This is a genomic window from Clostridium sp. CF012 (assembly GCF_018861755.1).
Taxonomy (GTDB): Bacteria; Bacillota; Clostridia; order Clostridiales; family Clostridiaceae; genus Clostridium_AD.
The window spans coordinates 1-25,150 of the sequence record NZ_JAHLEF010000014.1 but is presented as its reverse complement, the minus strand read 5'-3'; the positions used below and the strand labels follow the sequence as shown (position 1 = coordinate 25,150).

Below are 25,150 nucleotides of genomic sequence, written 5' to 3'. Positions count from 1 at the left end.
GGAGGTAAAGAAGATGGACAAGTCAAAAAGAGTTGATGAGATTATGGATATATTAGAAAAAGTGATACTAGAGTACATTCAAGTAGAGAAAGTACCTAAGAAAAAATAAACAATATACATAAAGCTTGGTATTAGATGTAATTACAATAACTGATATCAAGCGTACTAATAAAAAATTATAAATATATATTATTAAATAGAATATGGAGGTTATCAATAATGAAAAATCTTAATGAGTACCCAGAAATAATGACCGCTAAAAACATAGCTGAGTATATGGATATAAGCTATGCCAAAGCTCTACATATGCTAAAATATAGTGATGTACCTTGCCTTAAAATAGGGCATATCTTTAAGGTCTCAAGAAATGTCTTTGAAGCATGGTTAAATGAACCCAATAAAAAGATAATAGCTTAGATTTATGGGGGGAGTATTTTCCCCTGTTACATTATAGAGGAGGTAATAAAGATGGCAAGAGGGCATATAAGAAAAAGAGTATACAAGAGCGGTATAACATGGCAGATTACTATTGAGCTTGGTCTTGATGAAAATGGTGAAAGGCAAAGAATGTTTAAATCCACTTATGGCACTAAAAAAGAAGCCGAAAAGGAAATGCAACAAATGTTGAATGAGCTAGATGGTGGGACATTTATTGAAGATACAAAAATCACCGTAGCTTCTTATTTAAGAAATTGGATAAAGATTTATGTTGAACCAAACCTTGCTCCCACTACAATAGATGGGTACAAATCTAATGTTGAGAACTACATTATCCCTAAGATAGGGACGATATTATTACAAAAGCTATCACCTATGCATCTACAAGATATGTATCTTAAGTTATTTCAAAATGGACGTTTAGATGGCAAAGGAGGATTGTCTCCAACCACAATTAGAGCGATTCATAGGACTCTAGGTAAAGCACTAGACCAAGCACTAAGAATGGACCAGATTAAAAGAAATGTTTCTACTCTAGTTACAATACCAAAAGTGAAGCCCTATAAAGCTGAGATATATGATGAAATAGAACTTATTAATCTATTAAATGTTGTTAAAGGCACAGATATGGAGGTTCCTTTAACATTAGGAGCTACACTTGGATTGAGACGTGGTGAGATATTAGGTTTAAAATGGGATGATATTAATCTAAAGGAAAATAAAATGACCATTAACAATAACTTAGTTAGTACGATGGCAGGGGCAGTTTTTACAACTCCCAAAACTAATAAAAGTTGCCGCACACTTGAATTGTCAGAAGGAATGTTAAACTTACTTAAGAAACACCGGTTAACGCAAAAGGAAAACAAACTAAAGCTAGGAGATGCATATAATGACATTGATTTAGTTTGTTGCTATCCTGATGGGAATTTCTATGTACCTAAGAATTTCAGTAAGAAATTCGCTTGGTTCCTAAAGAGTAAAGGATTAAAACATATAAGGCTGCATGATCTGAGACATTCTAATGCCACGTTAATGCTGACCTATGGGATACCTGCTAAAGTAGCATCAGAAAGGTTAGGACATTCCTCAATCAGTATTACCCTTGATCTATACTCTCATGTTACTGCTAGTATGCAAAAGGATGTTGCTGACAAGATTGAGCAGGGTATATTTAATAGATTAACTGCATCTGCTAATTAATGGGAACTACTCTTCGACGAGTGGTTTCTTTTCTATGTGTTTTAAGAATCAAATTAAATAAATATTTTGCTTTGAAATAATATAAAAGAATAATAATACTATATAATTGGCAAGGAGAAGGATTATTTGTATTTATGAGGAATAATACAATTATAATAATAAAAGTATAAAGGGGTTAATCAATGATGGACAATAATTGGTTACAAGGTAATACACTTGGTGGAAAAGAGAAGTATTTTTGGTGGCTTTATGATGGAGAAAAAATTACAATTAAAAGAAAAATAAAAAACAATCCTGATTGCATAACGCAACTTTCAAATAATCAAGTTGATATGTTAATGTTATATATTAAGCAAAGTGGTAGAACACCTTTAGCAAATAGTATGACAAAAATTGAAGATGGAACAGAAAAAGATGGTATAGGAAAATACATTTATAACGATATTATAAAAGATAAAAGAGTAGCACAGTCTGCAAGTCAATTGGTTTCAATATTTCATCGCATTAATGTATTGCACTATAATGGAAAGAAGCGCAACATGGAATTTTGGATCAATAATATGAATTGGAAAGAAATCATTTTAAGTTTTATGAAGCAATTAAACGAAGATATTAATTAAGCTACACGTAGTTTATAATGATAAACATCTGAAAAAATGGATACTTTGAAGTTAGACAATAACTAAATTTATATATTGCCTAAAGGTAGTTGTTGCTAATATCTAAAAGGATGTTCCTAATAATATTAAACGTGGAGTGTTTAATAGAACTGCTTCTTCTAATCTTAAAAGGGAACTACTTCTTAAAGAGTAATTCCTTTATATGTGTAAATTTAAATTAATCTATAAATAAATCATCTATTTTCTTCGCAGTAATTGCCTTAACCAGGCTTGTTGTCCTATTAACTATTATTCTAGGATGATTCACATAATCTGCGGTAAGCGGAATTGGATTTCTTAACTCTTTTACTTCTGATAATACCACAATTTGGTACTCACGCCATGAAAGTATTTCCTTCCCAAAATTAGGGTCGCTTAACAAAGCTTGAAGCTCTGGTAAATCAAGTATTTCATTGCCAACAACGTGACGATATATATGGGATACTTTTCCTACATGACTAATACAATTTGGTAAATCACACTGTGAATCTCCATAAAATAAAATATTCATCATTGGAGTAACCATTCTGGTTGTTGTAAAAAAACAGATTTTATATTTTACTAGAAAATCCATATACCACTTATGCTGTGTGGCGGTAACTGCTTCCCTCACATCTTTTACTTTTAAATCATCAATAACAACTGTCTCCATCTTACTTTTTCTCCCTTCAATACTCTCAATATGAGTATCTATTATCTCATTTAGATACTGGTTTAAACTTTTGGGTTTTGATAAATTTGTTAATAGGTCAAACTTTCGTTCACTCATGCGTAAAAGAAATTTTTTATCCATAATTCACATGCCTTTCACTAAGTGATATCATTCACTCTGTGAGTAGATGATATCATTCACATACGAAGATGTCAATAAAAATATTTAATATGCTTCAAGGTCCATAGTTTAGTTAAATATATTTTTGTGAATGTTAGCAAAGGTATAGACAAAACAACTTTATTATGACATAATAAGCTTAATGGCAATGAAGCTACTTGAAGTTACTTGAAGCCACTTGAGGAAAGTGTAATTGCTTGAGGTTAAATAAGGGTTATAACGACATGATGGTTGTGACAACTTCTTTTTATTATTTTAAATATACCATTAAAGGAGGGAAAATGAGCATGAAGACAACGAAAACTGAAAAAATATTAATTTATTTATGGGCAAACAACGGAGGAATGGATTTAGAGGTGCTTTATCAGTTAATGAATGCAATTCAGTCATCTTCTGAACGTCATAATATTAGGGGAATTTTAAGTAGTCTTAAAGCGAGAGGATTAGCTAATAATCCTAAGCATGCTTGGTGGCAAGTAGTTTAGCATGGCAACAGAAGCATTATGTGCTTCTGTTGTTTGTGATTATTCTGTCATTAATATAAAAAAGAGAGGGGAGTAATGTGCAGATGGATAATAAAGATGTTCTAGAAATTGTGGTTTTGTTTAAAGATGGGAAATATAAGCGAGTCAATTCAATGGAATCCTTCAAGGATTTATTTGATAATAGAGAAAGTGAAGATGAGAAAAGTGATGTTGCCATCAAGACAGAAAAGAGATTGGCAGAAATGTTTACTTCTCATAGGTATTCAATGTATACCAGAAAAATACTAATAAATATTGCTGCAATAATGCTGGCTAGCGCTGAAAATGAATTTAATGCATCATTTAATATAAATAGTATTATTGGTAGGATTTCGAGTGTTGCAGTGATAACTAAACAAACTGTGTCAGATAAATTATATCGTGCGATGCATTTAAAATCTTGGGATTATCACAGAAAGATTATGGATTACCTTGATAATTCAGAAGAAACTGACGATACGTTAGAACAGCACTTAGTCAAAAATGCCAATAATGTATATGATAAAGAACTAATTAGTGATTATTTTAACGGTAAATTTTTTGATGTAATGGGAAATAAATAATAGACAGATAGAAAACACAGGGGGTAAGTGAGTAGGTATAAAACGAAGTAAGAATAAATGATTTTCATCATTTTTGATTATGTTGAGCAATAAATAATGTATAGAGATACTTATAAGTTTTTGTTTTTATAAATAATTTTGTGTGACGCCCATACGACGACAAAATGGTCGCCACTAAGCCATACCAATAATAATTGGATGAAACTGAAAGTAACAACGTCCGAAACTAAACATCAATAGAAGCAAGCATCTTTCAACAGGGGCTACTACAAGAAAAGTCTTCAGCACAACTCGAAAACAGGCGAACGGGTTATTCCGTTCCGGGGGTTCGAATCCCCCTCTCTCCGCCAAGGATTTTAAAGGGTTTGTAATCCTTTTTCATATTATATATATAAAAATATATTCAAGAAAGTACGTATGATTTTTCGAAAGAAAAAGAGAAGTCATGCGTACTTTTTTTGTCTTTTTTATGGTTTTCCTTATCAATAATATTGAAAGGTGGAATTAAAATGAAAATAAAAACGAATAAAAATGAATAAAAAGAACAATGAAAAAACCTTTGAGGAGGGGTTTAAAGAATTTATTAATTATTGTAAGGTGAAAAACTTAGCAAAAGATACAATTAGATTTTATGATGGGTGTTTTAATTCTTTTACATCACACGTAGATGAAAGTATATTGATAAAGGAAATTGCAAGTAAAACTGTAGATAGCTATATTTTATATCTATATGGTAGGGGGATAAGAAGTGTGTCCACTAATACATATATAAGGGGTATACGAACCATACTGTATTACTTTATGAAACTCGAATACCTTAAAGAGTTTAAAATTAATATAATAAAATCAGAGAAGAAAGTTAAAGAAATATATACTGACGCAGAATTAAAAATATTACTGATAAAACCAAACTTGAAGGAATGTGCTTTTACAGAGTTTAGAACTTGGACAATCATAAATTTCTTCCTAACTGTTCCTGTTAGAGCAGGTACTTTGGTAAGTATAAAAATAAAGAATTTGGACTTTGAAAGTGAATTGATAACATTTGAAAAGATGAAAAATAGGAAACAACAAATATTGCCGATGGGTAGAATTTTAAAATCAATCTTGCTTGAATATTTACAATATAGGAGTTCTGAAACAAGTGAAGATTTTCTATTTCCCAATGCTTATGGTGAACCTATGTCAGTTAGAACTCTTGAAAAGAGTGTAAAAAGTTATAACAATAAGAGAGGGGGAATGCGTTCAGGATTGCATATTTTCAGGAATGTATATGCGGAAAAATAGATTATAGCAGGTGGTGATATATTTCGTTTACAAAAATTATTAAATCACAATGGTTTGAATATGGTAAGAGAGTATGTTGATATGTTTACAGAGGATTTGCAGAAGGATTTTGATAAATTTAATGCACTAGAACAACTTCAAGATAATAGAAAGCATATCAAAATGGGTTGAAGAGGGCAATAAATCTTTTCCATTTCACATTTATCAAGTAGTGAAGACTAAAGTGGAAATTTATAAAATAGTGATTTTACAAACATTAAAGCTAGAACATTATTGTGTTAACAAACAAATTTTTTTCACTTAATAATTGGAAAGAATAACCTGTATACAGGGTACGATAAATATGATGAAGCCGATAGGGTAAAGAAAAATGTTACAAATAGGAATTTTTACGCACCAGATACAAAAAATAAATTTGGAAGCAAAATGCATGATTTTGAAAATTTAATTAAACAAGGCAAAGATATTATTAGTACCCACGCACTATTTAAATCTATCAAACCAGATTTCATAGAGTGGATTTATATAAATGGGTATACGTTAATATTAGATGAAGTTATGAATGTTATTGATACTGTACAAGTTTCAAGGCATGATTATGATGCATTGATTAATCAAGGGATAATGGAGATGGAAAGTAACGGAAGAATTGTATGGAGTGAAAATTACATGGATTATGAAGGGGAATTTAATGACTTAAAGCACCATGCAAGCAATCATAATTTATATCAACACTCTAGAAGCAGTAATGGAGCAAATCAATCATTGGTATGGACATTTCCTGTATCCATATTTAAAGTATATTCTAACATACTTGTTTGAGGGCCAATTACAAAAATACTATTATGACTTACATGATGTTGATTACCAATACAAATCAATTGATTGTGTAAATGATAACTATGTTCTTTCTGATTATAAAGGAAAAGAGGAACAAGATAGAAATGGTATAAAACTATTAATTAACATTTATGAAGGTAATTTGAATAAGATTGGAGATGAAAAATACACATTATCCTCCACATGGTTAAAAGATAAGAATAACCTACAGCAGTAGTTTTGTATCTTGTAATGTCAGAGCAATAAATGATTTTTCTCATAAAAAATCGTTAGCATATTTAGTAAACAGATTTCTTAACCCTATAGATAAAGGGTTCTTCCAAGATAAAGGTATAAGTGTTAATGAAACAAAGTGGGGATTAAGTGAACTTATCCAATGGATTTGGAGAAGTAGGATAAGAAACGGGGAAAATATTACTCTTTATATACCATCGTTAAGAATGAGAATGTTATTAATTGAATATCTCAATGGGGAAATTTAATTGGAAAACAGTCAATGTTTTAGAACTTTAAAGGTCCTAAATAATTAAAAGAATGGCGTAACCATGCGTGTTTGAGAGTGTTTATCTTAAAAGGGAATTAAAAGAGAATTAAAAAACATATTAAAATGTGTATTTACGATTTTAAATATAACGTCTATATATAAGTAGTATTAATATTTCTTAGCTAGTAATTAAAAAAACTTTGATAGTAAATATTATATAGGTGGTGCAGGTATAAATATTCCGATAATAAATTATACTTAAAGTGTAAATCCAATGCACTAGGAATTGTTTAATGATGATTTAAAGGGTATGTAGTATGTTGCTAAAAAGTTATTAAAAAAATACCCCCAACTTCTCTTTTAAAAGAGGTCAAAGGTATTATTTCAAGAAATATTTTATTCTTTATAATTGCATTTCATTAAAAATTATTTTAATATACTTTTTTGGACACCGACATTAATTGATTTTCCATCAACAACACCTTGTATTGTAACAGTGTCACCTTTTTTCAAACTAGCTATTTTATCAATTTCTGTTTTTTCATCAAAGAAACATTGAACATTTGTTATTGCAAAGTCTTTTCCTGCCGAAAGTATAATGAAAGTTTGTCCAAGCATAACACCAATATCGTCTATTTTCCCTGTTGTTTCAATGGTTTTACCTTTATAATCTTTGTCTGCTTTTACTTCATTTTCTTCATAAGCTTTTGCTAAAACAACTGCCGAAACCTTTAATGCTTCTACCTTTTTTTCTACAGGTTTATTCTTAGCAGTTGTACTTGTAGCAGGAGCTGTTGTACTAGCACTCCCTTTATCTCCACCCATTGCCGAATTGATACCACCTAGAATAACAAGTGCTAAAATAACAGTTAATACCTTATGTTTCATAAAAAAGTTTCTTTGGTCTTTGCCACAATGAACACATTTGTTTACACCTTTAGCAATTTCTTTACTACAAGCTTTACAGTTTACCATCTTTGCCATTTGATTGTCCCCCTTAGTTTTTTTTCCATTCACAATTATATTGTAATTTTAGTGCTTTGTCATCAGGTAATGAATGGGAAAAACAAGGTGTTTGGGTGGGTGATAATATGTGGATATAAATGAACCCCTACACAGTTTTAATGTAGGGGTAAACGATTATTATATTTTTTCAATTTTAGAAATTAAACCATCAATAGTTTTTATAGAAAAGCATTTTGTATTGTATATATTATATTCACCCAATAATCTAGTTATTCTTCTTCTTTGCTCATCATCAATTAAGATAAAATCACAATATGGCAATAAAGTTGATATATTTTCAATGTCTTTTATATCACCTGTAGGCAGAATAAGTTTTTTTGATGTAAAAATATCAGTGGTTAAGAGTGTGCTTATATGAATGTATGGTATCATTCTAAATTCTTCAGATTTCAGATAATCTAAATAGTCTTTTGATGAAGAACTACCTCCAAATTCAATCCATTTTTTTATAGGATTAAAGCATTGAGTGAATAACTCCATATCATCAAATGAATTTATGCCTTTTCCTTGCATTAACGTTCCAAGTTTAATTATATTTGATTTTATAGCAGTATATGTTCCTAAATATTCATCTTCTAATTGTTCATCAAAATTCTTTCCTTTGTAGTAGGTATCTTTTAAACATTGGAATTGATTATTTAGCATAGTCTTTTTCTTTTTCTTTTCTTCTAACCGATCATTTGATGGATTTTCAACAATATTAATTGTAATAGGGTTATGATTATCGATTTCAGTAGGTAAGTTTTCCGAAAGTGCTTTTCTATAATCAAATACGCAATTTTCCTCATTTCTCAAATAGAATTTCATCATGGTTAACTTTTGGGTTTCTATTATTAGAGATGAAAAATCAAACCTAGCTCCATTGGTTAATTTTAAAAATGAAGTTATGGTTTCATAAACCTTTTCTTCCAATTCTTCTATTTGGTCATTTAGGACACAAATTATTTTTCCCTATTTTACTTTTCTTAAAAGTAAATTATAAAGATTTGTTATTCGTACATCAACTCTTTTACCAATACCTAATTTGTATAGTTCAATTAAAAAGAAAGCATCTAACCAAATAATTGGGATTGATGACTTGTTTATTGTTATTTTCACTTCGACCTTCCCCTTTATCTAAAGTTATATTTAAAATCATATCATATTAAACACAAATATATTGATTATGGTATAAGTTCTATATTATATTGTGATATTATTAATGTAATTAGACAAAAGGACATTTTTTTAACAGTATTACATCTGTTGGGGTGCATCTGTTAATATATATGACATACCGTTACAAAACCATTTGAAAAGTTCTATTTTTTCTATGAATACTGTAATATTTGACCATATAAGAGAGTGTACTCGGAAAACAATAATTAACAATTGCTATATTTAAGAACAAAAATATTTATTTGGATGGAAAATCATATGTAGATTAATTGTAGGCATAACAAAGAAAGCTTTTTCATACCCTATTTTAAAAAAGCCGTAGGCTGGTTATTGAGTTAAAACTGATTATAAATTAGGCAGCTATATTCCTTCCGAACAATGCCCCAATTACGAAGCTGGTGTCCACAAATTTTACCATGAGGAATACCTTTATCATCAAGTTCAACAAAATCACTACCTGATGAAGGTTTTGAAGAACGTGAATTTAAATCAATAATAGGATTTATTCCATAATGCATGCATAAAAGATAAAAGGCATTAGAATCATATGCAGAATCTAAGGCTACAGAATGAAATTTAATTTCAGGATAAAAATCTACAAGCTCTTTAAGTTCATAAACACCGGTAACAGAATCATGCCGAGCTGCACTAACAAATTTAATATGGATAGGTAGGCTGTAAAAACTATCACAGGCAGTAAACCCGTGATATGTATGACCATAGTAATAGTGTTCATTAAAGCTATCCCAACCCCAGCTAGCACTGGGAGCGGTAAACTTTCGATAACAATCACAACGCTCTCCAAGTTTAAGTTTGCAATCACAAACTTTTTTACCATAAGGCGAAGCTTGTGTAGGCATACAGGTTCCATCTTCGGCGATATTTAGTTTAGAAGGGTCACCCAAAATGTCCATTGATAAAGAAGGAATAACAAATAATTCTTTAAGTATGTTGTTCATTTTGGATTCTATTCTGTCAGAAAGCTTAGAATTATCATATTTTAAGATCCTTTTAACTAAACGTTCGACCACACCAGATTTGGAGTTATTCATCTTTTGGTTTTTCTTTTGTTTTTTACGTGGTTTACGTTTAATTTTACGCAGTTTGGATTTATATAGGATTTTATCCTTATGAATCAGCCTATCCATAAAATCATAAAAAGTACCTATACCAGGAATTTGATCGGCAAGTACGCCTTCGGCTTTAGAAGGCGAGTAGCAAGCAGGAATAAAGCCTGACAGAATTGCATAAAACGGTTCAGAACGTAATGTCTTTATCCAAGATGATATGCTAGTTTCTTTACAATAAGCCATGACGATAAGTGATCTGAGTAAAGCTACCGCATCTTTGGGCGGAGCCCCTTGATTAGATTTGGAATAAGTACTTTGTATTAGAGGGACAATTCCTGTTAGGTCGGCAGACCAGATTTTTGTTATTATTGAGCTACGCTCAAACAAAGTAATTTGTTGATTATTTTGAATAAAGAATTTTTCTAAAAATGTTTCAACAAAATCTTGATATTGAGTATGTGAAGCCTTAACAGTTAACATAAAAATCACTCCTTATAAATGAAAAATGGAAATAATACACATAATTCATTTTGCGATTTTTTTATTGCTGTCAAGGATTATTTCAAAGTATTTAATTTAAATAAATCGATAATACTACGGATAGCTTAGATTATATAGGCTATCCACAAGATATAAAGCTCGAAGAAATTCTAGGGTGAAGTTGATATCTAGATAAAAATGAACCTAGAATTAGCAATGGCTTGAGAGTTTCCGAGAGTACTAGTGGATGAGTATGGGGTGTTTTAGCAATTGGAACAGGAGGAAGAAAGCCTGTAAATAAGCTTAGGTATATTTCTGTAGATACGGCAGTAGACTACAGAAAAGAGATTGCGATAACAAGGAAATACGCAAGGAATACGTTGAGGAGTTTTTACTATCAGAGTTAGAAAAAGTATATTAAATGGTAAGGCTATGCCAATATTCGTTGAAAAAATTAATAAACATATATAGATGCAATCAAAAATGAAAAGGGTTCAATACAGATGATAATAAAGAGTTTGGGGATATTGATAATCGGATTAATAATATAGTAAACGCAATTACTCAAAAATTCGGCTATGATGAATTTAAAGCAAAGTTCAGTGGATGTATATTACTATTTCTATAATCGGGTACAGCCGACATACGTGTAAAAACCGGCCACATTATGGAAGTAATATCCATCATGTGGCCGGTTTTAAGTGCTTCCATTTGAAAATTAACGATATCTTTCAAAAAGTATATTTTTTGGAGGGGATAGGCAAAAACACCTTTACTACAAAAATTCCAACATTAAAGCTCTCAAAAGTAATAGTGATAAGTCACTTTAACCTTGGTTACAGGTATGATCCATCTACCCCAAATCTATTTAGTAATTTTAACTCTATCTGGTGTACATATAGTACCTTCAGGAATGTTTAAGTGACCAGTACTATCTAATTTATAATCTTTACCATCAATTGTAAATTTAGAGTTTTCAGTATACCCAAATTGAAAAAAATCATTATGATTATATCCATGTTGTAGATTTGTAAGGTCCTCTTGAGTATATAGCCAACCACTTGGTCCAAGAAGCACTTTTTCAGAGTTATTATCAAGTTGAATCATTTTTCCAGTCTCAGCACCCAAACTTTCCAGTCTAGCTCTTACTTCTTGGCAATTTGGGAAAAAGGTTCTTAATAAATGCAACTTTTCATCTAAAGGATAATTGCCACCTATAATTTTGACTAATTTAGTTGATTGAGCCATATCATTAAATTCATCTTCCGAAAATGCTTCAGAAACATCTTTATTAGGACACATATCATAAAAAAGTAACCCTACATTATTATTTTCTTTTACAGATATAGCCGCATACCCATGCATTAAAGTTTTAATTTTATAATTTGTTCCACTACTCACATTCAAAATATTATTATTAAATTTAAGTTCATCATAATCACCCAAAGTATATTTGTTAGTAGTTGTATTAATAGTATTAGTACTATTTGTTTTTTTATTAGTACTTAACGTATTATTATAGTTATTTCTATAACTCATAAGTGATGATACTCGATTATACAAGTGAATCCCTCCTAAAATTTAGTTTAGCTACATAATTATCGACAATATATAGGGATAGTTTAGTTTTATTTGAAATTATATACAAATAAAACTATATTATACTATACTAGAGACTAACATGTAGGGGGTAATTATGAAAATTTTACAAAAAAAGAGTAATGAGAATGACTTTGGGAGGGTGATGACAATGAAATATACTTATATTATAGATTATAAAAATAATGATAAATTACGTAAAAGCCTTAATGAATTAACTGAAAAAACATTTGGCATTAATTTTATAGAATGGTACAGCAATGGTTTTTGGGGGGAAGAATATATCCCTTATTCTTTAGTTAATGATGAAAAGGTTATATCGAATGTGTCTGTTAACCTAATGGATTTTGATATGGATGGTACAAAGAAACATTACGTTCAGATTGGCACAGTTATGACAGACAAAGATTATCGTGGTCAAGGATTGAGTCGTTATCTTATGGAAAAGGTAATCGATGAATACAAGAACAAAGTAGATGGAATTTATCTGTTTGGTAATGATAGTGTTGTAAATTTCTATCCCAAATTTGGTTTTGTTAAAAGTAAAGAATATCAATATAGCAAAAATATTTATTCTATAAGTAATGTAAAGAAGATAGAACATGTCGATATGTCGGATAAAACTAACTGGAAAAATCTGTTTTATATAGTGAAGAATAGTATAAGCAACGATAGATTTAGTTTGGACAACCTCGGTTTAGTTGCATTTTATACAACAGGTTTTATGAGTGACTCGGTTTCTTATTTGGCTGAAGAAGATACTTACATTATTGCAGATGTTAAAGAAGAACATCTTTTTATTTATCAAATTATAGCAAGTCATAAAGTAAATTTAGAAAAAGTAATCAGTTCCTTTGGCAGTGAAATAACAAAGGTGACACTTGGATTTACACCATATGATGGAAATGGATATACTATGGAAGAATTTCACGAGGAAGATTGCACATTATTTATTTTAGGAAAAGATTTAGAAAATATCGAAAAGAAAAAGCTAATGTTTCCAACTTTATCACATGCGTAAGTTAAATTAAAAGTGGATAATTATATTAAAATAAATTATTAGTACAATATATAGTTGAGTTAATTTTTTGAGCTACGGTAAATAATTGTGAAGTAAGATTATTTATATTTTATACAAGGAAGGTATGTTATGAGAGTTTTGATACTTATGGGGAGTTTTAGGCATAATGGTAATGCAGCAACGTTTCTTAAACCTTTTATTGATAAGTTAAAAAGCATGGATGTTGAAGTCGAATATGTAACTTTAACCGATAAGAATATTTCATATTGTGATGCATGCTGGACTTGCCAAGATGTATTTGATGGCTACGGTTGTCCTAAAAAAGATTATATGCAAGGTATATTTAAAGAAGTTTTAAAAGCGGATTGTTTGATTTTAGCAACTCCAATATATACATGGTATTGTACACCTCCAATGAAAGCTGTATTAGATAGGTTTTATGGCATGAATAAATATTACGGCAGAACTACTTGTGGATATGAGCTTGAATATGGCATAAGTCCTTTTGAAGATGGGATTAAGCGCCTTTGTCAAGATTCACATCTTGAGTATGTTGGAAAAATCTCGCCAATATTAAGGGCCCTATCAGAAATGTTAGGGTCCTTTTGGTATGGATTGATGCAGTTGATTTAGTTATTAAGCAGAAGGGTTTGCTTATACTTACCTAAGTCGCTTTCCTTCGGATAATAAAGCGACTGCCTTTATTATGCGTTCCGATCTAGTCACCTCACGCTTAGCCGAAGTGATCCAATTTACATATTCCTTCTGGGCTGTGAATGAGAGTGATTTGAAGGTTGATACAGCGATTTCATCACAATTCATTACAGATGCAAAATCTTCAGGAACTTCTACTAAGCGCACTTCGATGTCTTTTTCTAAGGTAACAAATACTTCGTCGCCAAATCCCTTTCCGATTTTGTTTCGAATTTCCTGTGTAAGACCGAGCATGGAACAGCCAACCATATTTACAACTGATCCACGATATTCGACTCCATCAAAAGTTGCTTTAACTTTAACACGTTTGGAACCGAAGACCTCTTTAACGTCAAATGGCGGCTCAACATAAGCTGCATTTAAGCTTTCATGCTGTTGTATAATTGCCTTGAATTCATGGTTCATTAGTGCCACCCCTTATTTTTATATGTTTAATAGAGTTAATCAATAACCTTATTTACCATTATAAAAGAATAGGGTGCCAGTTACAACAGTTGCTGGTTTATCAATAATTATTTCAACCTTTGTGTTTCAACTTTGCTACATCTTATTATAAATATCTATGGTAAAATCAAAGTATGGATAATATGAAAATATTACATTTATTATTTGAATTGTGTTTTATAGGATTAAAGATATGAAGATAAGAATTTTAATATAGCTAGAAAGAGAGGTTGAATATGAATAAAATAGTAGAGGTATGTTGTGGAAGCTATTATGATTGTCTACAAGCTTACAAAGGTAAAGCAGATAGAGTGGAATTAAATAGTGCACTATATATGGGGGGATTAACTCCTAGTATTGCAACTCTTGTTTTGACGAAAAAGAATACGGATTTAAAAGTTATTTGTATGGTAAGACCTAGAGGTGCAGGTTTCTGTTATGAAAGTGAAGACTATGAAACACTGCTATTAGATGTAAAGAGTATGATGGAGCATGGCGCAGATGGAATTGCTTTTGGTTGCTTAGATGACAAAGGTAATGTAAATGTTTCACAAACGAAAGAAGTAATTGATATCATTAAATTGTATGGAAAAGAAAAAGAAGTAGTATTCCATCGAGCTTTTGATTGTGTTCATGATCCTTATGGGACAATCGAAATTTTAATCAAGTTAGGTGTAGATCGTATTCTAACTAGCGGTTTAGAAGATAAGGCTGTTCAAGGAATAGAATTATTGAAAGATTTACAATTGAATTTTGGAAATGAAATTCAAATTTTAGCAGGTAGTGGAATCAATGCTAAAAATGTTAACCACTTTATGGAATATACCGGGATTACACAAGTACATAGTTCTTGTAAAGCATGGTTAAAAGATAAAACTACTACTACAAATCATGTTAGCTTTGCTTATAATAATGATGATTTTGCCTATGAAATAGTAGACACTAAACTAGTTGAACAATTAGTTGAAATCGTTCATAAGTAGGATGGGAAAATTTAGAATGATAGGAGCTGGTAAATATGTTTAGTGAATTTTCAAGTACTGAAATAGTATACATAAAAAAATTCACCGAAAGTTATGAAGATGATGAGATTATAAGGTTTTATGATAAGAATTTACAGGGAATGTATATGCACAATTTTACACTTATCAAAAACAGTGTTTGTAGAGATAAGTTTAGAAAAATAATTTTTGATGAGTTAGAAAAAAGAAAGGATGAAAATGCAAATTTTTTAAGAATAGAGTTTAATTTTTCTATCGAGGATAATTTTATTAATAATTTGCCTGTAGTTCCTGAGGTAACCAAATATGATTACATGTATATTGATCCCAAAATGAATGATTATTTAGTTGGAAATGAAGGGTGCATAATAAAGAGGGCCTCATCAGAACAAATATTAAAAGAGGGCATAGAAGTCGATATTTTAGCAAATGAATCAGCTATGGGTACTGAATTTGCAAGGAAAAGAATATATAGAAAATCAGAGGTATATAAAGAACTAACTTCCAATTTAGATTTATATGTTTGTACATATAATGGTATATCTATTGGAAACTGTGAATTTATGTTGAATAATGATATTGCTAAAATAGAGGATTTTGATATATTGAAAAGCTATCAAAGAAAAGGGTTTGGCACTTCTGTATTGAAATACCTATTAGAAGAGGCAAAAGAGAATTGTGTTGAATTTGTTTATCTTATAACTGATAGTTGTGGTACTGCAAAAGAGATGTATGAAAAATGTGGCTTTAAGAAAGCCGGAGAAAAGACAGAACTATTCTTTGATTTAAGTTAAATTTTTAAGGGCTCTAGCAATGTCTGCTAGAGTCCCTTTTGCATGCGTTTCCCTCAAAATTGGGTCTTATTAATATCCTTATTTTATGATAAAATTAAGTATTAGGATTACCTATCCTTTGATTGGAGAGTTTAATATGTTAATTAATGAAAATTTTCTACTAACGATTTTAGAAACCATTTAAAGGCAAGCCTTAAAGATGATTAACTAAAAAATATAATTAATTGAAGGAAGTGTTATTGATGATTGGAAAAAGATTATGTTTAGGAGATACCATAGGGATTATTTCTCCTGCTAGTCCAGAAAATATTGAAGCAATTCAAAAAGGTATTTTATTTCTAAAAAATCAAGGCTTTAATATAAAAGAGGGAACCCATTTATATGATAATTGGGGTTATCTCGCTGGCAAGGATAAGGACAGGGCAGCAGATGTTATGGAAATGTTTAAAGACCAAGAAGTAGATATGATACTCTGTATAAGAGGCGGATATGGCTCAAGTAGAATACTTCCCTATCTAGATTTTGATGTGATAAAAAAACATCCAAAGATATTTGCAGGTTTTAGTGACATAACGGTTTTTCTAAATTCATTTTATGAAAAATGTGAACTTACTACCTTTCATAGTCCCATGGGTAGTTCTAATCTAGAAGATATTGAAACTTTTAAAAGTTTTATGTTCACTTTTATGGAAGGGTATAAACCCTATGCTATTAAAAACCCAGCTGGATTTACTACTCACTGTATTACACGCGGTATTGCTGAGGGTAATCTTATAGGTGGTAACCTTTCCTTAATATGCAATTCACTTGGAACACCCTATGTAATTGATATGAAAGATAAAATACTCTTTATAGAGGAGATTGGTGAGGAACCTTATAAAATTGATAGAATGCTGACACAACTCCTATTAGCTAAAAAACTTCAGCAATGCAAGGGAATTATTTTAGGTCAATTTAATGGGTGTGACTTACCTCACTATGAAAGAAGCCTCACCTTAGAAGAAGTTTTTAAGGATCGCTTATACAACTTAGGCATCCCTATGTTTTCAGGGTTTTGCTCAGGGCATGACTATCCTAAACTAACTCTTCCAATTGGCGCAAGGGTTAAAATGGATGCAGAGGTGGGAATTATTTATGTAATGGAAGCTGTAGTAAAATAGTATTACAATCATTTTTATTGTTCCACCAGTGGTATTTCTATGATTTTGCTAGAGGCTGAAGTTCATTGTATCTAAGCAAATGCTATGATATAATACGGTTAAATTACAAAATTCGGCAAAATTCGTCAATTTAAGGTACTTTATTAGTAGTAATTCATTAGCTAAAGGGGGAGAAAAGGTGCTTTTAAAGAAGATGAAAATAGGTCAAAAGATGCTCTTAGGGTTTGGACTTATAACCGTTTTAATGTTGTCAGTACTTGGATATGCTTATATTAATTTTACTAAACAAAGTGCGAATGTGGATCTTAACCTTCACACATATAATGTAATAAGAGCGTCAGACACTATACTTATTAGTCTAATAAATATGGAGACAGGGTCAAGGGGATTTGCATTTACGGGGAAAGAAGAATTCTTGGAACCTTTTAATCAGGGGAAAATTGACTATAAGAGTCAATATAGTAATCTTAAACAGCTAACAACAGATAATTATCGTCAACAGGATAGGTTGGATAGTCTTAATAATTCACATGAAATCTGGTTACAATGGGTGTCTAGCCAAATAGTAGAATTTAGGCGTAAGGTAAATATTGGTGAGGCTAAAATTGAAGATTTAATAGTTATTGCTCAATCTGGAAAAGGTAAACAACAGATGGATAATTCACGTAAAATAATCCAGGATATAATTAACGAGGAGCAAGATTTGCTTAAGACACGGAATAACAATCTTCTTAAAATGGAAAAACAAACTGTCATCCTACTTTTTGTGGGAGGGGTGTTAGTTACACTACTAACAGTTATTATATCAATTTTGTTAGTTAGAATGATTGTGAATCCAATTGTGACAGTAACAAATACCTTTAAAGAAATATCAGAGGGAGATGCAGATTTAGAGGTTAGATTAATGGTAAGTTCCAATGATGAGTTAGGGGATATGTCTAGATATTTTAATACCTTTATGACTAAGCTTACAGAAATGATTCTAGATAATAAAAATCAGAGCTGGCTAAAAACAGGCGAGGCCGAATTAAGTGAAAAAATTCGAGGAGAGCAAGATCTAGTACCACTATCCACAAATATAATTACTTATATCGCTAAATATATAAATGCACAAATTGGTGTAGTATACGTCAAGACAAAGGATGATACTTTTAATTTTTTTGGAAGTTATGCTTATAATCCACCAGAAAATTTATCAAAGGAGATTAAACTCGGTGAAGGAATTATAGGACAAGCTGCTTTGGAAAAGCGAACCATCGTCATTACGAATGTTCCTGATTATTATATTAAAATAGCATCTGGATTAGGCGCTTCTGTTCCTAGAAATATTTTAGTTACACCATTTATATATGAAAATGAAGTTTTAGGAATTATTGAATTGGGATCATTCAATGAATTTACTGAGATGCAATTAAAATTTATAAAGCAAATAAGTTCTAGTATTGCTATTACCATACATTCTGCAGAGGTAAGACTTAAAATGAAGGAACTACTACATAAAACTATGGTGCAGTCAGAAGAATTGCAGTCTCAACAAGAGGAGCTTAGACAAAATAATGAGGAATTAGAGGAACATACTAAATCTCTAAAGAAATCAGAGGCACATCTAAAAAAACAACAGCAAGAACTAAGTGTAGTAAATGAAGCACTTGAAGAGAAGGCTAAGGCACTTGAAATTACAAGTAAATATAAATCTGAATTTTTAGCAAATATGTCTCATGAACTTCGAACTCCATTAAATAGTATATTGGTTCTTTCACAGATGCTTGCTGGAAACAAAGATGCAGTATCCTTAAGTGCTAAGCAGTTGGAATTTGCAAAAACCATACATTCATCTGGGGGAGATTTATTAAAGCTTATTAATGATATTCTAGATTTATCTAAGGTGGAAGCAGGAAAGATGGAAGTTAATTTTGAAAAAATATTTTTCACAGAATTAGAGGGCTATGTAGATAGCTTATTTAGACCAGTAGCAGCGCAAAAGGGGCTCTATTTTAAAGTCGAAATTCAAGATGGTTTGCCAAAAAATATTTTATCTGATATGCAGAGAGTGCAACAAATATTAAACAATTTACTTTCTAATGCAATAAAATTTACTAGTAATGGTGGAATAACTATGTCGGTCCATTCTATTAAAGAGCATGGTATTTTAAACTTTCAGGGTAAAACCGAGAAGTTTATAGGAATATCTATAACTGATACTGGAATTGGAGTGCCCCACGACAAGCAGGCTCTTATATTTGAAGCATTCAAACAATCTGACGGCACCACCAGCAGAAAGTATGGAGGTACTGGTCTGGGACTTTCAATTTCAAAGGAATTAGCAGGACTTCTTGGAGGGTCAATTCATCTAGTTAGTGAGGTGGAAAAGGGAAGTACATTTACGTTAATACTCCCATACCAGGCAGAGAAAGGGAAATTATTAGCAGTGGATATTGAAAAAGGCACAAATACTTGGCAAGTAGAAGAAAATATAATAGAAAACATAATAGAAAATAATGAAGTAATAGAAACTAAAAATATAGATGATAGACGTATTATAAATGCATTTGAAAAATATATACTTATCATTGAAGATGATAAAAAATTTGCCAGTATTCTAGTGGAACTTGCTCATGAAAAGGGTTATAAGTGTTTAATTGCTGAAAACGGCTTAACAGGAATAGATCTTGCAATGAAATACAAACCGGATGCTATTTTACTAGATATAGGGCTTCCTGATATCAGTGGTTGGAAAGTTGTTGAAAAGCTTAAGGGGAATAGTGAAACTAAAAATATAACTGTACATGTAATCTCTGGGGGAGACCATTATAATTCCAAAGAAAAAGTGAACAGTGTTTTAGGGTATCTTAAAAAACCAGTAAGTGTAGAGAGTCTTGATGTGGTATTTATGGAAATTCAAAATAGTATTTCAAAGCCCCTTAAAAAGGTTCTTATTGTAGATGAGAATAAAGCTGATGGTGGAAATATAGTAAAGGTCTTAAGTGAAAAAGGTTTTCAGATAACATTATTAGATAGCGGAATAGAAGCATATAATATACTAAAGACTGAATTATTTGATTGCTTGATAATGGATTTAAAGAGTAAAGATATATCTGGTTTTCAGCTCCTAGCTAAGTTAGATAAGGAAAGTATAGAGAATTTGCAAATTATAATTTATACAGAAAATGAACTTTCGTGGCAGGATGAATTAGAACTGCAGAAATATGCTCAAAGTATTATTATTAAAGGAACACGCTCTGCGGAAAGGCTTGTTTCTGAAGTAAGTCTATTTCTTCATGATTTAGATTCAAAAATAGAGGAAAAGAAAATTAAAGTTATAAAAACCCAACATGAAAAGGAAGATGCATTAAACAATAAAAAAATTCTTGTGGTTGATGATGATATGAGAAATATATTTGCGCTTACCAGTGTGCTAGAAGAAAAGGGTATAAAAGTTGTTGTAGGACGTAATGGAGAAGAGGCTATTAAAAAGCTTTATGAAAATTTAGATATAGATTTAATTTTAATGGATATTATGATGCCTGACATGGACGGATACACAGCAATACGTGCAATTAGAAAACAAGAAGGGTTTCATAAAACGCCAATCCTTGCAATAACAGCAAAAGCTATGAAAGATGACAAACAAAAATGTATTGATGCTGGAGCAGATGATTATTTAACAAAGCCAATAGATATGGATAAGCTTATTTCACTTTTAAGGGTGTGGTTATACAAATGATACAAAGTGAAACAGATGAGAAAATTGCAAATGAAGAAATAGAGATTCAGCTTCTACTAGAAGCTATAAATATGAAATATGGATATGATTTCAGGAATTATTCAAATGCTCATATGGAGCGTAGGATTCACTATAGAATGTCTTTAGCTGGAATTGATAGTATTAGCGAGATGCAGCATAAAATCCTTTATGATGTGGAGTTCTTTAATTTGGTATTATCAGATTTTTCTATCAATGTAACGGAAATGTTTAGGGATCCATCCTTTTACAGAGCTTTCAGAAAAGAGGTTATCCCTATACTAAAAACATATCCCTTTATAAAAATATGGCATGCAGGGTGTTCTACCGGTGAAGAAATATATTCAATGGCTATTTTACTAAAAGAAGAGGGGTTATATGATAGGTCACAAATTTATGCTACGGATTTTAATAAAGTAGCCTTACAAAAGGCAAAAGAGGGAATTTATAATATTGATGATATTAAAGAGTATACTTACAATTATCAGCAAGCGGGAGGGCAATGTTCATTTTCAGATTATTATATAGCACAATATAACTCCGTAATATTTGAACCATCACTTAAAAAGAAGATTACTTTTGCGGAGCATAACTTAGTAACAGATGGAGTTTTTGGTGAAATGCATGTTATTATTTGCAGAAATGTTATGATATATTTTAATAAGAAGCTGCAAAGTAATGTAATAAAACTATTTTCAGATAGTCTATCTAATGGTTGTTTTCTTTGTTTGGGATCAAAGGAAAGCATTAAATTTTCAACTAGCTTAGATAGCTTTGAAGAATTTATTAGCAGTGAAAAAATTTATCGTAAAAAATATTATCTTTAGATTTATGGAATAGGAGTGGGTGAAATGAAGTTTAAGGCTGTAGTTATAGGGGCGTCTGCAGGAGGGTTTGATGCAATTAGCACGCTACTTATGGGCCTAAAAGAAGAATTTAATGCCCCAATTTTAATAGTTCAGCATTTGAGTGCACGTTCTAATAATTATATGGTTACGCATCTTAATGGAATATGTAAAATAAATGTAGTGGAAGCTGAGGAAAAGCAAAAAATACACTCTGGAAATGTCTATGTTGCTCCGCCTAATTATCACTTATTGGTAGAAAAAGATGAAACACTATCTCTTACAGTTGAACCAAAGGTGAATTATGCTAGACCTTCTATAGATGTACTTTTTGAGACAGCAGCAAATGTATATGGGAATGGGCTTATAGGAGTAATTCTTACTGGTGCAAATGGTGATGGTGGCATGGGACTTAAAAGGATAAAGGAATTGGGCGGGCTAACTATAGTTCAAGATCCAAAAACAGCAGAAATAAATTCAATGCCAATGAATGCAATAGCCATGACCAAAGTTGATTATATACTTGACCTTAGAGAAATTAGTAGTAAACTTGTTGAACTAGTAGGGGGAAAAAATGAATCAAATAGATGATATTAATATATTGATTGTAGATGATAGGCCAGAAAATTTGTTTGTTTTAGAAAATTTACTTGAAAATATGAATTGCAATATTATTAAAGCAACATCAGGAAATGAGGCCTTAAGCCTAATGCTTGATTATGATTTTGCACTTGTGCTTCTCGATGTACAAATGCCTGACATGGATGGATTTGAAACCGCAGAGCTAATGAGAAGCAGCGGTAGAACACGGTATATACCAGTAATATTTGTAACTGCCATAAGTAATGAACAAAAATGTATCTTTAAAGGTTACGAAGTAGGGGCTGTAGACTATCTTTTTAAACCTATTGAACCAGTAATACTCCAGTCTAAGGTTAGAGTTTTTATTGAGTTACATAGTCAAAAGAAATTAGTGGAAGAGCAGTCTAGATTACTCCAGTTAAAGATTCAGGAATTGATAGAGCTTAGGGCTGATAATTTCAGATTGGAGAATCTATCAATTTGTGATGGCCTTACTGGTATTTCAAACAGACGACACTTTGATCAGTATTTAGAAATAGCTTGGAAAAATAGTATACGCTCTGGTAAACCAATATCTTTAGTAATGGCAGATATTGATTATTTTAAAGCATACAATGATAATTATGGGCACTTAAAAGGGGATGAAAGTCTTATTAAAGTTGCAAAAACTATGGCATCTAGTGTAAAGCGCCCATTAGATATGGTGGCACGATATGGTGGAGAGGAGTTTGCTGTAATTTTACCAGAAACCGATATGAATGGAGCAACTATAGTAGCTGAGGATATAAGAAAAAATATTGAAGCACTAGCTATTACCCATAACTATTCTAATATTACTCCTTATATTACATTAAGTTTAGGAGTTGCAACAATGATACCAAGCCATTTCAATTCAATGGAAGAATTTGTTGATAATGCAGATAAGGCTTTATATAAAGCAAAATCCCATGGACGTAATATTGTAGTTTCATAATAGAAAGGGTATCTCTTTATTGTATAAAAATTATGAATGTTAATTATAATATAAAAGTATGGTATTAGATAAAACCATACTTTTTTAATTTATCTATTGCTTTTTATTTTATATGTGATAACATATCTTTATATCGTAATATTGCGATATAAAGATGAAAATAAAATGTTTTAAATTATAAATATATCTAAAAAGGAGAGTATAAATTATGTTTAATTCTAAGATTAAAAATGTTACTGCAGAAGAGGCTCATAAACTTTTAAGCGAAAACAGGGAGTTTATTATTTTAGATGTAAGAACTAGAGAAGAATACGATGGTGGTCACATTCCAGGAGCAAAGCTTGTTCCAGTTCAGATTCTTCCTATGAAACTTGCTGAACTTGATAAATACAAAGATAAGCCAGTACTTGTTTATTGCGCATCCGGTGGAAGAAGTCCAAGGGCAGTGGATACATTGGCAAATAGTTCGTTTAAAAATATTTATCATCTCAATAGAGGGATATGTTCTTGGGGATACAGTCTAACTAGATAATAGTCAAATAAAAATTCAAAGGGGGATGGGAAACTCGATATTGAGCTTCTCATTTTTTAATATAATATTTGAAAAAATAAACTTATTGGCAAAATGGCTAAAAGTGTATATACTTTACTTAAGAATCTAATTATGGGAAAATAGAAGTGGATATGATTAAAATCCTAGAGAGATTTAAGATATTATTGCACTAGGGTCTGCAGCGATGGTAATAGAAGCTTATTTAAAAAGTATTTAGGTGATAATAATATTAGGAGTGATGGTATGAACCCAGTAGCGTTTTATATTTTTGGAATTGGTGTAATGTGGTATGGAATATTTATAGGGGTAGGAATGGCATTGGCTATAATACTCGCAAGTTATACATGTAAGTATAGAGATGTTAATTATGACTCTCTTCTAGATGTAGTGCTTATTTCTCTACCAATTGGTATTATAGGTGCAAGGCTATATTATGTAGCTTTTGAGTTCAATGATTATAGAAGTAATTTAATAGAGATATTTAATATTAGAGGAGGCGGACTTGCAATCCATGGTGGAATTCTGTTTGCCTTAGTAACCGCATATATAATTGCAAAGCGTAAGAAGATGAATTTCTTTAAGATGACAGATGTTGCGGCGCCAACAATTATTATTGCTCAGGCGATAGGAAGATGGGGAAATTTTTTTAATTCTGAAGCCCATGGTGGTCCTGTATCCTATGAGTTTATAAAGAAATTTCCGAAATTTATTCAGCAAGGTATGTATATAGACGGAGTATATTATCATCCTACTTTCTTATACGAATCACTATGGGATTTCGCCGTGTTTATAATACTTATGATTCTTTTAAGAAAAAATAAGAAAGTTGGTATTGTATTCTTTTCATATATTGGACTCTATTCAATTGGTAGATTTTTCATAGAGGGTCTAAGAACAGATAGCTTAATGTTTGGACCTTTAAGAATTGCTCAGCTAGTGAGTTTGTCTGGAATTGTAATCTGGGTGGGATTTTTAATTTTATCTAGGTATAAAAAAGTAGAATTATAGTATGTGAGAGAAGTATAAAAATAAGCATCAGTGGCTACGTAATAAAGTGGACCCTGTGTCAAGGACATTCTAAAAAAAGAGCCTTAAAAATACCCTAATATCATATTTTCTGATATTAGGGTATTTTTTTAAACTTTTATAGGGTACTTA

At 31.0% G+C, this 25,150-nt stretch carries 26 protein-coding genes; 19 read left to right on the top strand and 7 right to left on the bottom strand.

Going from position 1 to position 25,150, the window contains the following annotated elements:
* The first annotated feature begins 219 nt into the window (after positions 1–219).
* From KPL50_RS13845 to KPL50_RS13835, 3 genes are all read left to right on the top strand, one after another.
* Positions 220–417, top strand: a complete 198-nt coding sequence (locus tag KPL50_RS13845; protein WP_216299120.1) for a hypothetical protein — start codon at positions 220–222, stop codon at positions 415–417.
* A gap of 51 nt (positions 418–468) precedes the next feature.
* Positions 469–1,641: a site-specific integrase gene (locus tag KPL50_RS13840; RefSeq protein ID WP_216299119.1), complete on the top strand. Its 1,173-nt coding sequence runs from the start codon at positions 469–471 to the stop codon at positions 1,639–1,641.
* A gap of 182 nt (positions 1,642–1,823) precedes the next feature.
* On the top strand, positions 1,824–2,261 hold the full coding sequence (locus KPL50_RS13835) for a hypothetical protein (protein WP_216299118.1): 438 nt from the start codon (positions 1,824–1,826) through the stop codon (positions 2,259–2,261).
* Between the two features lie 217 nt (positions 2,262–2,478).
* Here the strand turns inward: KPL50_RS13835 and KPL50_RS13830 are convergent, their stop codons facing one another.
* Positions 2,479–3,093, bottom strand: coding sequence for a hypothetical protein (locus KPL50_RS13830; RefSeq protein WP_216299117.1), 615 nt, complete (start codon positions 3,091–3,093; stop codon positions 2,479–2,481).
* A 326-nt stretch (positions 3,094–3,419) separates the two neighbouring features.
* Between KPL50_RS13830 and KPL50_RS13825 the strand changes: the two genes are divergently transcribed.
* From KPL50_RS13825 to KPL50_RS13805, 5 genes are all read left to right on the top strand, one after another.
* Complete coding sequence (locus KPL50_RS13825; RefSeq protein ID WP_216299116.1) at positions 3,420–3,617, top strand: hypothetical protein; 198 nt, start codon at positions 3,420–3,422, stop codon at positions 3,615–3,617.
* Between the two features lie 83 nt (positions 3,618–3,700).
* On the top strand, positions 3,701–4,219 hold the full coding sequence (locus KPL50_RS13820; RefSeq protein WP_216299115.1) for a hypothetical protein: 519 nt from the start codon (positions 3,701–3,703) through the stop codon (positions 4,217–4,219).
* Between the two features lie 531 nt (positions 4,220–4,750).
* Positions 4,751–5,506, top strand: coding sequence for a tyrosine-type recombinase/integrase (locus KPL50_RS13815; RefSeq protein ID WP_216299114.1), 756 nt, complete (start codon positions 4,751–4,753; stop codon positions 5,504–5,506).
* A 426-nt stretch (positions 5,507–5,932) separates the two neighbouring features.
* Entirely contained in the window at positions 5,933–6,328 is a 396-nt protein-coding gene (locus tag KPL50_RS13810; RefSeq protein ID WP_216299113.1) for a hypothetical protein, read from the top strand.
* Positions 6,321–6,563 carry a hypothetical protein gene (locus KPL50_RS13805; protein WP_216299112.1) on the top strand — a complete coding sequence of 81 codons (243 nt, stop codon included), beginning with the start codon at positions 6,321–6,323 and terminating at the stop codon, positions 6,561–6,563. Before KPL50_RS13810 ends, KPL50_RS13805 begins: the two co-directional genes overlap by 8 nt.
* Before the next feature lie 693 nt (positions 6,564–7,256).
* Here the strand turns inward: KPL50_RS13805 and KPL50_RS13800 are convergent.
* The 5 genes from KPL50_RS13800 to KPL50_RS13780 all read right to left on the bottom strand — a co-directional run bounded on the left by KPL50_RS13800 (position 7,257) and on the right by KPL50_RS13780 (position 12,127).
* On the bottom strand, positions 7,257–7,814 hold the full coding sequence (locus KPL50_RS13800) for an OB-fold putative lipoprotein (protein WP_216299111.1): 558 nt from the start codon (positions 7,812–7,814) through the stop codon (positions 7,257–7,259).
* 159 nt (positions 7,815–7,973) lie between these two features.
* Entirely contained in the window at positions 7,974–8,768 is a 795-nt protein-coding gene (locus KPL50_RS13795; RefSeq protein WP_216299110.1) for a hypothetical protein, read from the bottom strand.
* Positions 8,769–9,349: 581 nt separating this feature from the next.
* Positions 9,350–10,564 carry a transposase gene (locus tag KPL50_RS27085; RefSeq protein ID WP_253200622.1) on the bottom strand — a complete coding sequence of 405 codons (1,215 nt, stop codon included), beginning with the start codon at positions 10,562–10,564 and terminating at the stop codon, positions 9,350–9,352.
* Positions 10,565–11,140: 576 nt separating this feature from the next.
* On the bottom strand, positions 11,141–11,299 hold the full coding sequence (locus KPL50_RS13785; RefSeq protein WP_216299109.1) for a hypothetical protein: 159 nt from the start codon (positions 11,297–11,299) through the stop codon (positions 11,141–11,143).
* Positions 11,300–11,428: 129 nt separating this feature from the next.
* Complete coding sequence (locus tag KPL50_RS13780) at positions 11,429–12,127, bottom strand: hypothetical protein (RefSeq protein WP_216299108.1); 699 nt, start codon at positions 12,125–12,127, stop codon at positions 11,429–11,431.
* A gap of 133 nt (positions 12,128–12,260) precedes the next feature.
* Here KPL50_RS13780 and KPL50_RS13775 point away from each other — a divergent pair, with 133 nt between their 5' ends.
* Together KPL50_RS13775 and KPL50_RS13770 are read left to right on the top strand one after the other, a co-directional pair.
* The gene (locus KPL50_RS13775; RefSeq protein ID WP_253200621.1) at positions 12,261–13,184 is read left to right on the top strand and encodes a GNAT family N-acetyltransferase; all 924 of its coding nucleotides are present in this window, start codon (positions 12,261–12,263) and stop codon (positions 13,182–13,184) included.
* Between the two features lie 129 nt (positions 13,185–13,313).
* Complete coding sequence (locus KPL50_RS13770) at positions 13,314–13,817, top strand: flavodoxin family protein (RefSeq protein WP_216299107.1); 504 nt, start codon at positions 13,314–13,316, stop codon at positions 13,815–13,817.
* A 27-nt stretch (positions 13,818–13,844) separates the two neighbouring features.
* On the opposite strand, the gene KPL50_RS13765 is transcribed toward KPL50_RS13770, so the two are convergent.
* Positions 13,845–14,303: a YdeI/OmpD-associated family protein gene (locus tag KPL50_RS13765; protein WP_216299106.1), complete on the bottom strand. Its 459-nt coding sequence runs from the start codon at positions 14,301–14,303 to the stop codon at positions 13,845–13,847.
* A 275-nt stretch (positions 14,304–14,578) separates the two neighbouring features.
* On the opposite strand from KPL50_RS13765, the gene KPL50_RS13760 reads away from it, so the two are divergent.
* The 9 genes from KPL50_RS13760 (at position 14,579) to lgt (ending at position 25,000) form a co-directional block, all read left to right on the top strand.
* Entirely contained in the window at positions 14,579–15,325 is a 747-nt protein-coding gene (locus tag KPL50_RS13760) for a copper homeostasis protein CutC (RefSeq protein ID WP_253200620.1), read from the top strand.
* A 35-nt stretch (positions 15,326–15,360) separates the two neighbouring features.
* Complete coding sequence (locus tag KPL50_RS13755; protein WP_216299105.1) at positions 15,361–16,137, top strand: GNAT family N-acetyltransferase; 777 nt, start codon at positions 15,361–15,363, stop codon at positions 16,135–16,137.
* A gap of 242 nt (positions 16,138–16,379) precedes the next feature.
* Positions 16,380–17,297, top strand: coding sequence for an LD-carboxypeptidase (locus tag KPL50_RS13750; RefSeq protein ID WP_216299104.1), 918 nt, complete (start codon positions 16,380–16,382; stop codon positions 17,295–17,297).
* Between the two features lie 178 nt (positions 17,298–17,475).
* Complete coding sequence (locus tag KPL50_RS13745; protein WP_216299103.1) at positions 17,476–21,021, top strand: response regulator; 3,546 nt, start codon at positions 17,476–17,478, stop codon at positions 21,019–21,021.
* Positions 21,018–21,866 carry a protein-glutamate O-methyltransferase CheR gene (locus KPL50_RS13740; protein WP_216299102.1) on the top strand — a complete coding sequence of 283 codons (849 nt, stop codon included), beginning with the start codon at positions 21,018–21,020 and terminating at the stop codon, positions 21,864–21,866. The genes KPL50_RS13745 and KPL50_RS13740 overlap by 4 nt, the downstream gene beginning before the upstream one ends.
* A 24-nt stretch (positions 21,867–21,890) precedes the next feature.
* Positions 21,891–22,475, top strand: a complete 585-nt coding sequence (locus KPL50_RS13735; RefSeq protein WP_216299101.1) for a chemotaxis protein CheB — start codon at positions 21,891–21,893, stop codon at positions 22,473–22,475.
* Positions 22,459–23,439, top strand: coding sequence for a diguanylate cyclase domain-containing protein (locus tag KPL50_RS13730; protein WP_216299100.1), 981 nt, complete (start codon positions 22,459–22,461; stop codon positions 23,437–23,439). The genes KPL50_RS13735 and KPL50_RS13730 overlap by 17 nt, the downstream gene beginning before the upstream one ends.
* Before the next feature lie 208 nt (positions 23,440–23,647).
* Entirely contained in the window at positions 23,648–23,971 is a 324-nt protein-coding gene (locus tag KPL50_RS13725) for a rhodanese-like domain-containing protein (protein ID WP_216299099.1), read from the top strand.
* A gap of 249 nt (positions 23,972–24,220) precedes the next feature.
* Entirely contained in the window at positions 24,221–25,000 is a 780-nt protein-coding gene (lgt, locus tag KPL50_RS13720; protein ID WP_309245181.1) for a prolipoprotein diacylglyceryl transferase, read from the top strand.
* The last annotated feature ends 150 nt before the right edge of the window (positions 25,001–25,150 follow it).

What these genes read in the sequence shown, in the direction of transcription:
- KPL50_RS13735 (WP_216299101.1), top strand. Translation starts at nt 21,891, where the DNA reads ATGAAGTTTAAGGCTGTAGTTATAGGGGCGTCTGCAGGAGGGTTTGAT.
- KPL50_RS13835 (WP_216299118.1), top strand. Translation starts at nt 1,824, where the DNA reads ATGATGGACAATAATTGGTTACAAGGTAATACACTTGGTGGAAAAGAG.
- KPL50_RS13750 (WP_216299104.1), top strand. Translation starts at nt 16,380, where the DNA reads ATGATTGGAAAAAGATTATGTTTAGGAGATACCATAGGGATTATTTCT.
- KPL50_RS13845 (WP_216299120.1), top strand. Translation starts at nt 220, where the DNA reads ATGAAAAATCTTAATGAGTACCCAGAAATAATGACCGCTAAAAACATA.
- KPL50_RS13730 (WP_216299100.1), top strand. Translation starts at nt 22,459, where the DNA reads ATGAATCAAATAGATGATATTAATATATTGATTGTAGATGATAGGCCA.
- KPL50_RS13840 (WP_216299119.1), top strand. Translation starts at nt 469, where the DNA reads ATGGCAAGAGGGCATATAAGAAAAAGAGTATACAAGAGCGGTATAACA.
- KPL50_RS13760 (WP_253200620.1), top strand. Translation starts at nt 14,579, where the DNA reads ATGAATAAAATAGTAGAGGTATGTTGTGGAAGCTATTATGATTGTCTA.
- KPL50_RS13740 (WP_216299102.1), top strand. Translation starts at nt 21,018, where the DNA reads ATGATACAAAGTGAAACAGATGAGAAAATTGCAAATGAAGAAATAGAG.
- KPL50_RS27085 (WP_253200622.1), bottom strand. Translation starts at nt 10,564, where the DNA reads ATGTTAACTGTTAAGGCTTCACATACTCAATATCAAGATTTTGTTGAA.
- KPL50_RS13800 (WP_216299111.1), bottom strand. Translation starts at nt 7,814, where the DNA reads ATGGCAAAGATGGTAAACTGTAAAGCTTGTAGTAAAGAAATTGCTAAA.
- KPL50_RS13765 (WP_216299106.1), bottom strand. Translation starts at nt 14,303, where the DNA reads ATGAACCATGAATTCAAGGCAATTATACAACAGCATGAAAGCTTAAAT.
- KPL50_RS13775 (WP_253200621.1), top strand. Translation starts at nt 12,261, where the DNA reads ATGAAAATTTTACAAAAAAAGAGTAATGAGAATGACTTTGGGAGGGTG.
- KPL50_RS13810 (WP_216299113.1), top strand. Translation starts at nt 5,933, where the DNA reads ATGCATGATTTTGAAAATTTAATTAAACAAGGCAAAGATATTATTAGT.
- KPL50_RS13755 (WP_216299105.1), top strand. Translation starts at nt 15,361, where the DNA reads ATGTTTAGTGAATTTTCAAGTACTGAAATAGTATACATAAAAAAATTC.
- KPL50_RS13820 (WP_216299115.1), top strand. Translation starts at nt 3,701, where the DNA reads ATGGATAATAAAGATGTTCTAGAAATTGTGGTTTTGTTTAAAGATGGG.
- KPL50_RS13770 (WP_216299107.1), top strand. Translation starts at nt 13,314, where the DNA reads ATGAGAGTTTTGATACTTATGGGGAGTTTTAGGCATAATGGTAATGCA.
- KPL50_RS13825 (WP_216299116.1), top strand. Translation starts at nt 3,420, where the DNA reads ATGAAGACAACGAAAACTGAAAAAATATTAATTTATTTATGGGCAAAC.
- KPL50_RS13830 (WP_216299117.1), bottom strand. Translation starts at nt 3,093, where the DNA reads ATGGATAAAAAATTTCTTTTACGCATGAGTGAACGAAAGTTTGACCTA.
- KPL50_RS13815 (WP_216299114.1), top strand. Translation starts at nt 4,751, where the DNA reads ATGAATAAAAAGAACAATGAAAAAACCTTTGAGGAGGGGTTTAAAGAA.
- KPL50_RS13725 (WP_216299099.1), top strand. Translation starts at nt 23,648, where the DNA reads ATGTTTAATTCTAAGATTAAAAATGTTACTGCAGAAGAGGCTCATAAA.